15 protein-coding genes are annotated in these 13,290 nt (G+C 54.8%); 5 read left to right on the forward strand and 10 right to left on the reverse strand.

The features are described from left to right. Positions 1-54 precede the first annotated feature (54 nt). Positions 55-609 (forward strand): Uma2 family endonuclease, encoded by a 555-nt coding sequence (locus BUA65_RS10200; protein WP_072869431.1) that lies wholly within the window; start codon positions 55-57, stop codon positions 607-609. Between the two features lie 68 nt (positions 610-677). On the opposite strand, the gene BUA65_RS10205 is transcribed toward BUA65_RS10200, so the two are convergent. The 3 genes from BUA65_RS10205 to BUA65_RS10215 all read right to left on the reverse strand — a co-directional run bounded on the left by BUA65_RS10205 (position 678) and on the right by BUA65_RS10215 (position 3,090). Then, positions 678-935 carry an AbrB/MazE/SpoVT family DNA-binding domain-containing protein gene (locus tag BUA65_RS10205; RefSeq protein ID WP_072869433.1) on the reverse strand — a complete coding sequence of 86 codons (258 nt, stop codon included), beginning with the start codon at positions 933-935 and terminating at the stop codon, positions 678-680. A gap of 116 nt (positions 936-1,051) precedes the next feature. Further along, on the reverse strand, positions 1,052-2,395 hold the full coding sequence (locus tag BUA65_RS10210) for an anti-sigma factor family protein (protein WP_072869434.1): 1,344 nt from the start codon (positions 2,393-2,395) through the stop codon (positions 1,052-1,054). A 47-nt stretch (positions 2,396-2,442) separates the two neighbouring features. Beyond that, a complete protein-coding gene (locus BUA65_RS10215) occupies positions 2,443-3,090 on the reverse strand; it encodes a sigma-70 family RNA polymerase sigma factor (RefSeq protein ID WP_072869436.1) in 648 nt (215 codons plus the stop codon). A 417-nt stretch (positions 3,091-3,507) separates the two neighbouring features. On the opposite strand from BUA65_RS10215, the gene BUA65_RS10225 reads away from it, so the two are divergent. Further along, positions 3,508-6,879: a S8 family serine peptidase gene (locus BUA65_RS10225; RefSeq protein WP_084062280.1), complete on the forward strand. Its 3,372-nt coding sequence runs from the start codon at positions 3,508-3,510 to the stop codon at positions 6,877-6,879. A 211-nt stretch (positions 6,880-7,090) separates the two neighbouring features. On the opposite strand, the gene BUA65_RS10230 is transcribed toward BUA65_RS10225, so the two are convergent. Together BUA65_RS10230 and BUA65_RS10235 are read right to left on the reverse strand one after the other, a co-directional pair. Then, positions 7,091-7,459 carry a nucleotidyltransferase family protein gene (locus BUA65_RS10230; RefSeq protein WP_013824393.1) on the reverse strand — a complete coding sequence of 123 codons (369 nt, stop codon included), beginning with the start codon at positions 7,457-7,459 and terminating at the stop codon, positions 7,091-7,093. Further along, a complete protein-coding gene (locus tag BUA65_RS10235; RefSeq protein WP_013824392.1) occupies positions 7,446-7,967 on the reverse strand; it encodes a ribonuclease toxin HepT-like protein in 522 nt (173 codons plus the stop codon). The genes BUA65_RS10230 and BUA65_RS10235 overlap by 14 nt, the downstream gene beginning before the upstream one ends. A 134-nt stretch (positions 7,968-8,101) precedes the next feature. Here BUA65_RS10235 and BUA65_RS18570 point away from each other — a divergent pair, with 134 nt between their 5' ends. Continuing rightward, complete coding sequence (locus tag BUA65_RS18570; protein WP_072869442.1) at positions 8,102-8,314, forward strand: hypothetical protein; 213 nt, start codon at positions 8,102-8,104, stop codon at positions 8,312-8,314. Positions 8,315-8,334: 20 nt separating this feature from the next. Then, positions 8,335-8,604, forward strand: coding sequence for a DUF4351 domain-containing protein (locus BUA65_RS18575; protein WP_207543883.1), 270 nt, complete (start codon positions 8,335-8,337; stop codon positions 8,602-8,604). Positions 8,605-8,660: 56 nt separating this feature from the next. Here the strand turns inward: BUA65_RS18575 and BUA65_RS10250 are convergent, their stop codons facing one another. The 5 genes from BUA65_RS10250 to BUA65_RS18265 form a co-directional block, all read right to left on the reverse strand. Further along, the gene (locus BUA65_RS10250) at positions 8,661-9,248 is read right to left on the reverse strand and encodes a Uma2 family endonuclease (protein WP_072869445.1); all 588 of its coding nucleotides are present in this window, start codon (positions 9,246-9,248) and stop codon (positions 8,661-8,663) included. Positions 9,249-9,268: 20 nt separating this feature from the next. Next, the gene (locus BUA65_RS18260) at positions 9,269-9,415 is read right to left on the reverse strand and encodes a hypothetical protein (RefSeq protein WP_165613234.1); all 147 of its coding nucleotides are present in this window, start codon (positions 9,413-9,415) and stop codon (positions 9,269-9,271) included. A gap of 37 nt (positions 9,416-9,452) precedes the next feature. Further along, entirely contained in the window at positions 9,453-9,854 is a 402-nt protein-coding gene (locus BUA65_RS10255; RefSeq protein ID WP_242656303.1) for a putative toxin-antitoxin system toxin component, PIN family, read from the reverse strand. An 11-nt stretch (positions 9,855-9,865) separates the two neighbouring features. Then, the gene (locus BUA65_RS10260; protein WP_242655842.1) at positions 9,866-10,132 is read right to left on the reverse strand and encodes an AbrB/MazE/SpoVT family DNA-binding domain-containing protein; all 267 of its coding nucleotides are present in this window, start codon (positions 10,130-10,132) and stop codon (positions 9,866-9,868) included. A gap of 174 nt (positions 10,133-10,306) precedes the next feature. After that, the gene (locus BUA65_RS18265) at positions 10,307-10,474 is read right to left on the reverse strand and encodes a hypothetical protein (RefSeq protein ID WP_165613235.1); all 168 of its coding nucleotides are present in this window, start codon (positions 10,472-10,474) and stop codon (positions 10,307-10,309) included. Positions 10,475-10,907: 433 nt separating this feature from the next. Here BUA65_RS18265 and BUA65_RS10265 point away from each other — a divergent pair, with 433 nt between their 5' ends. Further along, positions 10,908-13,139, forward strand: coding sequence for a copper amine oxidase N-terminal domain-containing protein (locus BUA65_RS10265; RefSeq protein WP_072869449.1), 2,232 nt, complete (start codon positions 10,908-10,910; stop codon positions 13,137-13,139). Positions 13,140-13,290 lie beyond the last annotated feature (151 nt).

Genomic DNA, 13,290 nt, shown 5'->3' on the forward strand with positions numbered 1-13,290 from the left:
GGAGTGTACCATGGACGCAATGGCACAAACGCCGGGTTAAAAGGGGTGATAAGAATGGAAGGCTTAACCATCTTGACGGACCGCCGTTACACCTATGAGGATTACCTGAAGCTGGATGATGGCCGTGATTACGAAGTTGTCGGGGGGAAACTGGTTATGGTACCCAGGCCCAGACCGCGTCACCAGAAAATTGTCTCCCGCCTGGTTACTGTGCTGGAGGGTTACTTGCGGCAAAATCGTGCAGGGGAACTGTATTTGGACGTTGACGTGCTTTTCGGTGACCAGGTGGTTTCCCCCGACCTGGTGGTTATTTTAAAAGACCGGCTTTCCATTGTCCAGGAAACCAATATCAGCGGCGCCCCGGACCTGGTGGTGGAAGTTCTATCGCCCTCCACGGCCAAATACGACCGCAAGGAAAAAAGCCAGCTTTATTACGCCGGCGGTGTGCAGGAATACTGGCTGGTGGACCCGTCCCTGCAGCTTGTGGAAGTGTTTGTGCGGGGGGAGAAGGATTGGAACCGCAGCGGGATTTACGACGAAGGGGAAACGCTGGTTTCCCCCTTGCTGCCCGGGCTGGAAATTGAACTGAAAAGTATTTTCATGGAATAATTCTCGCAAGCCGGGGGTTTAAAGATTAGATGCCAACAGTTTCAAAACCGTACTGCTTGAAATGCCGGTCAAAAGTTTTCTGTCAGGTAGTAGTCATGTTTTTCGGCCAGGTCTACCGGTCCCTTACCCTTACCAATCAGTTTAAAAATAGCATCCCTGGCAGATGCCTGTTTGAATGGTGTAAACTTGCGCATGATAATTTCGTCACCGTTGATATAAACGGCCAGGTGATCACCTTCCTTTATACCTATTAATTTTCTGGCCCGAACAGGAATTGTCATCTGTCCCTTTGAAGTTACCTTGACCACTTCAAAATATTCGGACATGGAAGCACTCCTTTCATGGTAAGATTTCCTTACATATATTTTAAACTTCTCCAGCTTTGAAAGTCAACAAAAAGCCGGGCTCAACATTAAGCTGAACCCGGTTTAAAATTCAATGACTACTCCTGCAGCCATACCACCACTACCTGCTGGCCGGCTTCCTGATCCCACGCGGCCAGCTGCTGTTCGAGGGACTTGATCTCCCGGTCCAGGGCGGCGATATCGGCTTCTTCGGTCATTTGGTTGCGTTTGGCTATGAGGGCCTGGTAGCGGTCCAGGGCGGAGGCGAACTGCTGGGAAATGTCCTGGCTCTGCTGCTGCCGGTCCACCACCCGCCCCAGGCCGGAGGCCGTGGCGGTGAAGGACGTGGCCCGCTCCACCGGAACCACAAAGCGCATGATTTCCACCGTATGCCCATCCACCCGCTGCTGGCCGTAGCTCTGGTAGCTGCTACCTCCCGCTGCAGCCAGCAGTGTCTTTTTCGCCGCCTGCAGGTCGGCCACCTGCACTTTTAACAGCGTGCTCTCAATGGTGCGGGCCTGGTTCAGGAATTCACGTGGTTCAATGGCGCCACCGCTGCCACCCCTGTTGCTTCCAGATTGCCCGGTGTTTGCCGCTATGGCGACGCCCTGTTTGTTGTCACTTTGCCGGGGCTGTTCAGGCCGGCTCTTTTGTACTCCCCCGTTTACAGCCTGGCCGGGAGCGGCCGGCTCATTGGAACGGTCGCTTTCCTTATTTGCCTTATCGACCCTGTCGCGGGGTCCGGCGGGCGCGTTTTCCTGCCCACCGGGGGCCTGGGTTTCCCGGGTCCCGTTGTTTAAACTTGCCGGCACATCCTGACCCGGCTTATCCGTGTTTACTATTGTGCTACCGTTGCCCGGGGTCTGTTCGATTTGTCCGGAGTTATCCAACACCACGGGCGAACCGTTCATCCCCGCCGGGGACCACCAGTAGCGGGCGGCAAAGCTGGCGGAACCCGCCAGCAATATGACCACGGCGGCCGCTGCCGCCACGCCCCTGCGCCAGGCGCCTGACAGCCCCTGCCACCAGCGTCCGGGCGCCCATATCCGCGCGGTATGGACTTTTTTTCGTCCGAAATCGCCCGTCTGAGCGGCAGGAAGAATCTCCGCTCCGGGCATTCCACCGGCGGCTGCCGGTTTTGCCGCTTTATGAACGTGCCGTACAGGCACTTCCGGCCCGGCAGAGCCTTCGTTCGCGCTATAAACCTCCCGGGCAGATAAGGATTCCTTCAGCCGGGACATTACCTGCGCACTGAACCCTTCCGGCGGTGCCACCTGCTTGGACAGGCCCTTCAACGCCCGAGTTATGGACTGCCATTCGGCCAGTTCTCCGGCGCAGGCCGGGCACTCCTGCACGTGTTCCTGGAGCCGGCGGGCTTCTTCTTTTACCAGTTCCCCGTCCAGCCAGGAGTAAAAAAGTTGTCTCGCTTCCCGGCATTTCATGGTGTTTCACCTTCTTGTCGCGCATCCACATGCCCCGGAAGGGCAACTCACCTGGTCCGGCCTGCGCCGGCCCCTTCCTTTAAGACTACCGCCGCCCCGGGCCTGTTTTTCCCACCGGATACATCTTCGGCGGTCAGGGCTAATACTTTTTTCTTTAAGGCGTCCCGCGCCCGGTTCAGCCGGGACTTTACCGTTCCCAGGGAAAGACCGAGCATCCGGGCTATTTCGTCATAGCTGTAGCCTTCCACTTCGCGCAGGATGAGCACGGCCCGCTGTTCGTCAGACAGTTCCTTCAAGGCCCGGCCCACTAGGCCCCGGAATTCCTTTTCCTCCAGTTCCTCCTCCGGGTTGCCGGTAGCGGCCGCTACCTCCCGCGTAACCTCTCCGTCATCGGTATGTACCGGCTCGTCCAGTGAAATGAGGTTCATATTGCCGCGCCGCCGTTTCATGTTCAACCAGAGGTTGACGGCAATGCGGTGCAACCAGGTGCCGAAATCCGCCTCAAAACGGAAGCTGCCAAGTGAGCGGAATGCCCGGATAAAAACCTCCTGGGCCAGATCCTGGGCATCGGCATGATTGCCGGTTAACTGGTAGCTCAGGCTGTATACCCTTTGCTGGTACATCTGCACCAGCTGCTCGAAAGCTACCAGGTTTTGTTCCCGGGAACGCTGTATCAGGTGTTTGACGGCATCCAAGGGGAAGCCACTCCTGCCAGATGCCCCAAACCTCGTCTTACCTGTTAGACACCTTTTTACGGACAAAAGTTCCGGCCCGCAAAGGGTTGGGGCAAAAAATTTTTCATTAATTCCTGTACGCAATGCCGGATTATTTTTAGAGGTAATTCTCCCGCCATTGATTAGCGGAATGTTGCAGGAAATTACCTCCAAACCGGGCACCATACGGTTTTATTTCATATATAATACCATGTTCCCTCCCGCCGGGCAATTGGTTAACCATTGAAACAATAAATATGATTAATTCCTGCATTTCTCGCCTGTAACCTTCCGGTTTCCAGTTACCGCGCATCAAGAAAAATATCCGGATTAGTAACGGAGGAAAATCATAGAAACAATCGAAATATATCTTCCAGCAAACGATTTTGGGGGAAGGAGATGAATGTGTTGAAGTTTCGCAAGGTCGTGGCCATCATCTTGACCGCCGTGCTGCTGGCGGCTGTGGTAGCAGGGCCGGCGTCCGCGCGACCTCTGCCCTTGTTGTCCGGTGTGAAGGGCGGCAAGGAGGCGGTCCCGGCGCCCTATGTGCCCGGTGAGGTGATCGTCAAGTTCAAGCCAGGGGTTAAGACGTCAGAAGCCAAAAGCCGGCTGTTTGCCGCCCACCGGGGCCTGGGCCTGGCGGATAAAAAAACCCTGCCAAATGGGGTTTCACTTTTTCAAACAAATGAGGACATACAAGAGGCTATAGAGGTCCTGAAAAAAGACCCCCGGGTGGAATATGTGCAGCCGAACTATATCTACCGCGTTTGTGAGGTAAACGTTAACGACCCTCTCTACAACTTGCAATGGGGCCTGGTGGATGAAGTCTATGGCACAAAGGCTCCCCGGGTATGGAATGATGCAACAGGAGAGGGCATCATTGTGGCCGTCATCGACACCGGGGTTGACTATAACCATCCTGATTTGAAGGATAACATCTGGCGCAATACCGGGGAAGAGGCTGATAACGGCATGGACGACGACGGCAACGGTTACGTTGATGATACGGTAGGATATGATTTCATTGGCAGTGACTATCTAAATTCCAAGCCAGATAACGATCCCATGGATCATTTCGGCCACGGCACCCATGTGGCCGGGATCATCGCTGCCGTGGCCGGCAATGGCCGGGGCGTTGCCGGAGTGGCTCCCGGGGTGAAAATCATGGCCCTCAAGGCGGCGGATGACAGCGGCGTTCTTACCACCGGGGCCATTGTGGCGGCTATCGACTATGCCGCAAAAAATGGGGCAAATGTGGTGAACATGAGCTTTGAGACCCCGCAATTTGACCAGTCCATGTACAATGCCATCAAAAATCACCCGGACATACTTTTTGTTGCTGCTGCCGGAAACGAAGGGCGGGATAACGATGCCAACCCGCATTATCCCGCCGGCTTCTCTATGGATAACGTGATAGACGGCGTTACATATCCGGCTCTGCCCAACATCATCAGCGTGGCGGCTCTGGCGGATCCGTCCGGTTCCAATAGGGGAGGCCTGGCTTACTTCTCGAACTACGGGTTAAAGTCCGTAGCTTTAGCCGCGCCGGGAGAGGGCATCTTGAGCACCGTGCCCACCTTTGGTGACGCCGGAGTGGCCCTGGCGGTTTACGACGCCGTCTATGGGGGCAGGGCGGTGCTGTGGGGTTTCGGCGCGGAGGCACTGAGTACAGCCGGTGCGGTTTATGACAGTGTGGTGCGGGCTGTATACAACTTCCTGGACATAACCCCTGAGGAAACAATGGACAGGCCCCTGCTGGTGGTGGACGACGACCAGTCGGGTGAAGAAATAGATACACCATACGGGTCTTTAACTCTGCCCGATGTAAGTAACTTGTATCTTAACGCCCTCTCCACGGCAGGCTACGTTTACACAACCTGCCAGGTAGCTTCCGGTGGAGATTGCCCTCCGGTGGATGCGGCGGTCTATGCGGGCGTGCTCTGGTTCACCGGCCTGGCGCCGGGGAGCGCCTGGCACTGGGATGGAAGCTCTGGATTGGTTGTTGACAGCCCGAACCTGACGGTGAACGACCAGGTTTACCTGGCCAACTACCTGGAAAACGGGGGCAGGCTTTTCTTAAGCGGGTGGGCTGCAGCTGCCGGCGCAGGGGATTTTGTGAAGGATTATCTTCATGCCCAGATGACCGGTCAATCGTACAACCTGCTGGCAGCCGACGGCCTGGAGGAACCGTACCGGGGAGTTTCTTATGAATTTACGGCTCCCGCATACTTCTCGCTTTTCCTGCCGGCTTCGCATGCGAAAATTGCATTACTTCCCCGGCCTTACGCTTCCTGGGACGGAACCTCCATGGCCGCGCCCTTTGTATCCGGCGGGGCGGCGCTGGCCCTTTCGCGGGTCCGGACCCTGGGGGTTGAACTTGCTCCCGGCCAGTTAATCAGTATATTGAAACAAAGTGTTACTTCCCTGGACAGCCTGAAGGCCGGGGTGACTTCTGGCGGCACGCTGAACCTGAAGCAGGCCCTGGACCACGTCAACGCCCTGCCAAAGCCCGGCAGCACTGGTGGCACTGGCGGCAGCGGCGGTGGTGGAGGCGGCGGTAGTGCACCGGCCCCGGCGCCCGGCGTTGAACCAGCCCCGGGTACCGCTGAACTGAAGGCCACGGGTGAAGCACAAAAGGTGGAAGTGTTAAACGGCCTGGTGGCCATAGATGTTCCCGCCGGTGCTTTGCCCAAAGATGCCAGTCTGACCATTGCGGTGGCCGCGGAAACTCCGGCCAGTTCCCCTGCGGGGGCCGTAGCGGCAAGCCCGGTACTGAGCTTCCAAACTTCTACTCCCCTGGCCAAACCGGTGAAGGTCGGCATCAAATACGATGCATCCAGGCTGGGAAGCCTGGACCCGCGGACGCTTCAGGTTTTCCGGCAGAACGACGACGGAACCTGGGCGGCGGTGGGCGGCAGGCTTAACCGGGAAAAGGGCACCGTGGTGGTAGAACTGAGCCATTTTTCCAGCTACGCCATCTTTGCTCTCAAAAAGACCTTTAATGACGTTGGTGCCCACTGGGCGCAGAAGGACATCGAGCTTATGGCCGCCCGGGGGATCATTGGCGGCTATGAGGACGGCACTTTCCGGCCCGAGAAACCGGTAACCCGGGCCGAACTGGCCGCGTTGTTGGTGAAACTCCTGGGCCTCTCCGAAATGCGTCCGCAGGCCCCCACCTTTGCCGACGTTAAACCGTCTGCCTGGTACTATGGGGTAGTGGAAGCAGCGGCCTGGGCCGGGCTGCTTGCGGGTGACGGGCGCAACTTCCGGCCGGACGCCACCCTCACCCGGCAGGAGATGGCCGCCGTGGCGGTACGCCTGGCCGGACTGACCGGCAGTTCTCAAACGGTAAGCTTTGCCGACGAGCGGGAAATCGCTCCCTGGGCGCGGCAGGCGGTGGCCGTCGCTTACGCCCGCGGCCTGATGCGGGGTGTGGATGACCGGCTGTTTGCACCCTCGTCCGTGGTGACCAGAGCGCAGTGTGCAACGCTTCTGGCCCGCCTGGGCGACCGGCTGGGACTCTTCGAGGAAGCCGTCACCCTGGAAGGCAGGCTCGTGATGAGCACCGTTGAGCGTCCGCACTACGAGCTGCTCGCGGGAGACGGGAACTACGTTTTAATCGCAGACCGTTCGGATCAGGCCCTCTCCCTGTGGCTCGATGCCCACCTGGGCCGGAATATACGGGTGAAGGGTTACCTCGTCCCGGGACCCAACATCTACATGCGCGGACCGGTCCTGCGGGTGATCAACGCCGAATCAACCGAACTGTAAGGAAAAGGGGCGGTTTTTCCGCCCCCAAAAATTTCTATAATTACTGTGTTCCGGTGGTTGTGGCAGGTGTTCTCTCATGATAAGATTAAATTATAACAGTGCGGGCAACTTTAATTTAATGGAGGCACCCCCCTTGAAAGGATGTGTTGCCTTTGAGTACGGTGGCTAAAAAGCTCAGCGCGCTGGCATCATCGAAAAGGCAGCCGGGCAGCTAAATTTCCACGCCATGCCGGCGGATGTTTTCCCTCAGTTCCGGCCCGGCCGCTTCCATCAACACCAGGTCCACGGAAAAAGGTTCCGCTGCCGCCAGTACATCGGCATAGAGCCGCCAGAAATCCGCCTCCCGGGGCAGGCCCGCCACAGCCAGGTCGATGTCCGAATGCTCGTCAAACCGGCCGCCTCCGGCCAGAGAACCGAAAAGCCAGACCCGGCAGCCGCCATGCCGGCGGACTACACCGGCGGCCCGTTTGGCGGCGGCCAGGGCCAGCTCTTTTCTTTGAGCCAGTTCCTTTTTACGCTGCTCCCGCCTTTTTAAAAGCCCGGCCCGCATTTCAGCCAGATCCTGCTCACTGTAGGCCATGGTGATCACCACCGTTTTGTTCCCTGTCGTCCGCCTCCGCTAGCATATCCAAAAAGGAATTGATTGTCCGCTGAAAATGTTCCACCGTATCCGGCATGGCTTTAACCAGGGATTCCATGCGCTCCCACTCCAGATCAAAACCGTAACGGTGGCGAAAACGGTGGCGGAAGCTCAAAAAAGGGGCCAGCTCACCGGCCAGTTCGCTGGTTATTACCGGGGGGCGAATCCCCTTCAAAGGCAGGGTCATTTGCTCCAGTAACAGCCGGTGCCAGCTTTCACTTTTGGGAGCGGTCCTGTCTATTTCCTTGGCGATATGCAAAAAAATCTTTTCGCACCCGGAATAAAAATCGTGCAGAATAGAGCCGAGGGCGCGCAGGATGATGGTGTTTTTTACCGGTCTGTTTTTATAGGGCTTTAGCGTCTTTTGCAGTTCCTCGCTCAGCCGTTCCAGTTGCTGTAACTCCAGGCGGATGCGGGATTCCAGTACAAGGAGTTCGGCAGTCACCATAAAACACCTCTTGAAACAATATTATATCACCAATCGCTCCGGGCCGTTAACCGGTATCAGTACCGGGATTGGATTTACGGCCTTTTTAATTGCTTCCCGGACCACTACCTGGTAAAATGAAGATGGTGATATAGATGACCGACGACATGCCAAAGGATAAATATGACACCACTATGAAGGAACTCTTTACAGACAGCGAAGAGGACCTGATCCGCTTTTTCTGCCAGATAGAAATGCAGGTGATCCGGCAATTGAATATCAAATTTCCCCTGGTGGAGAAAAAGAGAAGCGATTTGATCCTGGAATGCCGGACAGAAAAGGGACCCGCTGCAGTGCACATGGAATGATTTTCCGGGAGGTGGAAAACATGCTCGATCTGGAACAGTCTGCCGGTTACCGCAGGATTTTTAATAAGGGCATAGAAAAAGGTATAGAAAAAGGCATAGAAAAAGGCATGGAAAAGGGGAGGCGGGAAACGCTCAGGGAGAATGTTTTAAGGCTTCTCTACCGGAAGTTTAAAAAACTCCCCGCTCCGTATGTAGAAAAAATAAGGACGCTGGATGAATATGCCCTGGGCATGATTCTGGACAACATCTTTGAAATCAACAGCCTTTCCGAGCTGGAGGAATACCTGTAAAGGGCACCTGCGTAAAATCGCATCATTATTTACAGGTCAAGAAAAAAGCCCGGGGATTACAGCACCAGCCCTTCAGGCAGGCGGAATATTTCTTCCCCGTTGGCGGAGAAACCGGGAAGAAGGGGAGAGCTAAGTGTATCTTCCGGGCCGTACGCGCCGGCCAGAAGCCACCCCTTTTCCCCCGCACTGAATATTTCCACGGTCTGGGCGAAAGGATCCACCACCCAGTACTCCTTCACGCCGTGTTTCAGGTAGAGCCTGCTTTTTTCCAGCCGGTCGCGGCGCCCCGAGGCCGGTGAGAGAACTTCCACCACCAGATCCGGCGCGCCTTTCAAGCAATTTTCAGTGAGCAGGTCAAAGCGCTCCCGGGAAAGGTAGAGGACGTCCGGCTGCAGAACCAGGTTGTCGGCCAGCACCACATCGAAAGGCGCAAATAATACCAGCCCCATGTTGTGCTTATCCACGTAGGCCCGTAATAGCCCGCCGACGTTGGCCGCTATGTACTGGTGCAAAAAACCGGGCGAAGGTGTCAAAATCAGTTCCCCCTCGATCAATTCGTACCGCCGCCCGTCGTCGATTTGCAGGTAATCGCCGTAAGTCAGTGTACCCCGGAGGGAAGATTCCCTGGGTGCTGCCTCGGTCACTGAAATCACTCCCCGCCTCTCTATTCCCTTTGCCATTCTTGAATCCAGACGATCCAGGGAAGATGCGCGCCGGCTGCGTTGAACAGGCGGCGGTCGCCCGTGACCGGCTTTACGTTTCTGGATGCGGCCAGGACAAACGAGACGTAACAATCAAAGTAAGAGTTCAAAATACACCCGGCAAGAAACAATGCGTGAGCAGCAGCTTCATCCCTTTTCCAGCAGCATTAATGCTTGTCTTGTTGTGCATACACGGGTCAGGGCCCGTACGTCCGGAGTATGCAGGTCCTTGTCCCCGCTGACGAAGATGTCCGGATTCGCGAGCAGTACCGAGGCCAGGACAGCAGCGTCTTTCGGGTCGCGAAGGTACCTTGCCGCCTCCCAAATTTTCTCCGTAGGGGGCATTGGATGTTTTTCAACCTTGAAGGATTGCAACATGATGTTAATAAGCTGTTCTCTGCCTGGGAACTTGCGCGTCAGCACTTCCCGGGTTTCCGCCAGGAGGAAATCGTCAACCACGAGAACATGATCTTCTCGAATGACTTCCAGCAAGCGTCGCTCCGGCCCAGAAAAAACCATGCCAGAGATGAGCACGTTGGTATCAAGCATTACTCGCACAGTTAATCTCCCGCCGGATAAAGTTTCTTGATCAGTTGTTCCCGCACGGCCTCGACCTCCCGCTCCAGGTCTTCTCTGGTATATCCTTTCTGGCGGGCTTCGGCTTCCAGCTCCTCCAGAAGGCTATCCAGGGGAGACACGGGTTCCAGAACCACCCTGCCCCTATCAGCATACACCCGCAGTTTGGTTTTGGGCGTTAGACCCAGGGCATCGCGGATGGGTTTGGGAATTGTCACCTGACCTTTAGGAGTTGGAGATACGAACTCCACATGCATCTCTCCTTTGGTGGTTTTCTTACTATAGTCTAGCATGAATTCATACGGTAAACAATAGGAAAGAAGGGCGCGCAACCCGGATCGCGGTTGCGGATACCATCAAGACCACCAGTAATATCCTGATAACCTCTTCGCGTATCATTTCCACAGCCTGTGGGGTTACCCACTTCATCTGGAAGCCAGCTCCTCCAGAGCCGGCCTGTACTGCTCAATGATCTCCCTGGCCAGTTCCAGATCCTGCCTGACAACAAGCTTTTCGACAAGCACATCCAGGACCTGCTTCAGCTCACCGGGCGGGAGCTTGAGTAGCTCATCTGCAAGGACTTCACGGGTCATGAAAACCACCTCCTGCTCTGATTACACACCAAACAGAGTGTTGCTGCGACGAACTTTAAAAACATATCCCTTGACGTAGACCATTTGGCAACCGCTGTTTGCATTGTGCCGGCGGCTCTCGAAAAAATTTTTTTCTTCCGGGTGGAACTTTTTCGCCCTTCCAGTTGTCTAACTAACCAGGTAACCGAGGAAAGCCCGTCCAGGCAAGGAGGAATTCTGGAGGGTGATGTAGAATATCCCTACCTCGGTGGCTTGCTGGTTAACGAGGGTGCTACTGCACCCGGAGGAACAAAGTGGCAGCACGCAACGCAGCCCGGACGAACCAGGAGACGGGAAAACGGAAAAGGGGGGATGGGCGGCAGGAAAAGCCCTTGCCAGGTACGACGATTGAAAGCAAATCGGCAAAATACATTTTAAAGGAGGTTAAAACTGGATGCGTAAATCCAGGAAACTGATTGCCATCCTGGCCACCTTGGCCCTGCTGGCGACCCTGCTGGTGCCGATGGTGGGACCGGCGAGCGCGGCGACAGAAAACCGTGTTTCGACGGTTCCTGTTATAGCCGACGACGCTAAAAATCAGCCACTCGGAGTTTTGACTTTTAAAGAAGATAGTGATTTCCCCAGCGATTTGGTGGCTGGTAGGACCTTTACTATTACGTTTCCCTCTGGCGTAAAAATTAAAAATACATTTGACACAGTGCAAAATTTTGTATATTGGTCTAACAGTGGTAACAGTGGTGGTGCTTACACCGAACTTAATGTTGCGAATGTAAAGAAGACTGGCGACTATACTGTTGACATAACTCTTCCTTCTGGTATCAACGATAATGTGGATGCCATTCAGATTCGCCCGATTGTTGACATTGACGGATTCGCTGGCGGCGACATCGAGGTCACTGTAGAAGGCTTTGATTCCGGCATTACTGGCGGCAAGTTCGTTTTAGGACGAGTGGCCGGCGGTGATACGACCGCTACCGCAATTGAAGTGAAAACTATCGGCGAGAGTGGTCAGGGCGGTGCCATTCGGATTACCGAGAATGCTGTTGGCGCTATCGGTAATGGTGTGCAGAAAATCACCATTAAGCTTCCGGCCAAATTCAAGTGGGATAGCAGAATGGACAGCAGTGAGATTAGCTTCTTAGGCGGGCTAAGTGGCTCTGTTGTCACTGCGACCAAAGTTGATGGTCGTACCTTCGAGTTCACGTTTGATCCCGTAGACTCGAGGGCTCAGCGGGGTATCATTCAGATTGATCCCTGGATCGTGGCGGAGGACGGTGCCAATTATGGCGATGTCGAAGTAAGCATTTCCGGGGACAAGATTGATGATGCTGACCTGGTAATTGCTAAATATGTAGACTTTGGTGTCACGGTCAAGGCTGATGGAGATCCAGAAGAGGTACTTGCCGGTCAATTTGATTCTGAGTTAACTAAAATTTATATCAAAGAGAACGTAGACAATTCTCTTATCGCCAACCGTAAGACCAAGATTGAGTTTCCGAACTGGGTTAAGATTACTGATGTTGATGTAACTGACGCTAAAAACATCAGCGATCCCAACACTGGCGACGGTAAGAGTGCGGAAAATTCTTTCGAGGATGTCATTAAGGCTGACATCGATGGTACCAGCAACGAAGTAGAGTTTGTAATTCCTGATGGTAATGGGAAGACTGAGTTTAAGCTCAAGTTTACCGTCTCAATTAAAGCTAATGCCAGCGGTGACATCGTAGCAAAGGTTTCCGGTCGTGGCGGCGTTGAAGGCGAAGTCCTTGTCGGTAAGGCACTAACTCCCGTGACTGTCACATCCGAAGCTAAGGACATCAAGGTAGGCGTAAAGGGACAGCCGATTGGAGACATTATCATTACTGAAACGAAGAAAGAAGCTTTAGCTGAAGGTAATTTAATTGTGGAGCTTCCGGATGGTGTAGAGTGGTCTAGCGATCCTGTTGTTGAGGTTATTGAAGGTAATGTTGACATCGATACCGACGGGATCGACACGAATGATAATGTTTTGACCATCCCCATTGACAATGCCAGTACTAAGCCTAGCAAGATCAAGATCTCTGGAGCGAAGGTTGACCTCGACCGTACCATTCCTGAGGGGACCGTTGAAGCTTCCATTAAAGGTGATGCTGTTGTAGCCAACGATAAGAGCAAGCAAGGTTGGTTGTTTGGTACCTCTAACCCAGGTAGTGATGGTTCTGCCACTGCTCTGGATGAAGGTGAATTTGATCAAAGCAGTTGCGCGAAAGTTGTAGTTGCCAACGTTGTCACTCCCGCTCCCGGCGAGAAGACTGCTACCGTAGTGTTCAAGGTCAGCGACACCAAGTTCACCGTGAACGGTGTGGAGCAGACCATGGATGTGGCCCCGTACGTGAAGAACGGCCGGACCTACGTTCCCGTGCGGTACTCCGCCCAGGCCGTGGGTGTGGCTCCTGAGAACATCCTCTACAGCGGCGGCAAGGTGACCCTGATCAAGGGCGACAAGGTCGTCCAGTTCACCATCGGCAGCAACGTCATGCTGATCAACGGCGTGGCCGTGACCATGGACGTTAAAGCTGAAGTGACCAACGGCCGGACCATGCTGCCCTTCCGTTGGGTTGCCCAGGCTCTGGGTGCCAACGTGGATTGGGATCCGAACAGCCAGGCCGTCACCATGACCCTGTAAAGCTTCTAAAGCAAACCGGGCTGGAACACCTGATGATTCCAGCCCGGTTTTTTCTTTGTAAGCGTCAAACCCTACCCACCTGGCACAATCCCCGGGTTTATAGGATAATCTTCCTATCTCAATATTTTTCATTGATGCTCTAAAAAGCTGT

This window comes from Desulfofundulus thermosubterraneus DSM 16057, assembly GCF_900142025.1.
GTDB classification, from domain to species: Bacteria; Bacillota; Desulfotomaculia; order Desulfotomaculales; family Desulfovirgulaceae; genus Desulfofundulus; species Desulfofundulus thermosubterraneus.

Coding starts and splice junctions, on each gene's coding strand:
- BUA65_RS18575 (WP_207543883.1), top strand. CDS start 8,335: ATGCTCGATCTGGAACAGTCTGCCGGTTACCGCAGGATTTTTAATAAG.
- BUA65_RS10235 (WP_013824392.1), bottom strand. CDS start 7,967: ATGGTGACTGCCGAACTCCTTGTACTGGAATCCCGCATCCGCCTGGAG.
- BUA65_RS10200 (WP_072869431.1), top strand. CDS start 55: ATGGAAGGCTTAACCATCTTGACGGACCGCCGTTACACCTATGAGGAT.
- BUA65_RS18570 (WP_072869442.1), top strand. CDS start 8,102: ATGACCGACGACATGCCAAAGGATAAATATGACACCACTATGAAGGAA.
- BUA65_RS10230 (WP_013824393.1), bottom strand. CDS start 7,459: ATGGCCTACAGTGAGCAGGATCTGGCTGAAATGCGGGCCGGGCTTTTA.
- BUA65_RS10210 (WP_072869434.1), bottom strand. CDS start 2,395: ATGAAATGCCGGGAAGCGAGACAACTTTTTTACTCCTGGCTGGACGGG.
- BUA65_RS10225 (WP_084062280.1), top strand. CDS start 3,508: ATGAATGTGTTGAAGTTTCGCAAGGTCGTGGCCATCATCTTGACCGCC.
- BUA65_RS10205 (WP_072869433.1), bottom strand. CDS start 935: ATGTCCGAATATTTTGAAGTGGTCAAGGTAACTTCAAAGGGACAGATG.
- BUA65_RS10255 (WP_242656303.1), bottom strand. CDS start 9,854: ATGCTTGATACCAACGTGCTCATCTCTGGCATGGTTTTTTCTGGGCCG.
- BUA65_RS18265 (WP_165613235.1), bottom strand. CDS start 10,474: ATGACCCGTGAAGTCCTTGCAGATGAGCTACTCAAGCTCCCGCCCGGT.
- BUA65_RS10265 (WP_072869449.1), top strand. CDS start 10,908: ATGCGTAAATCCAGGAAACTGATTGCCATCCTGGCCACCTTGGCCCTG.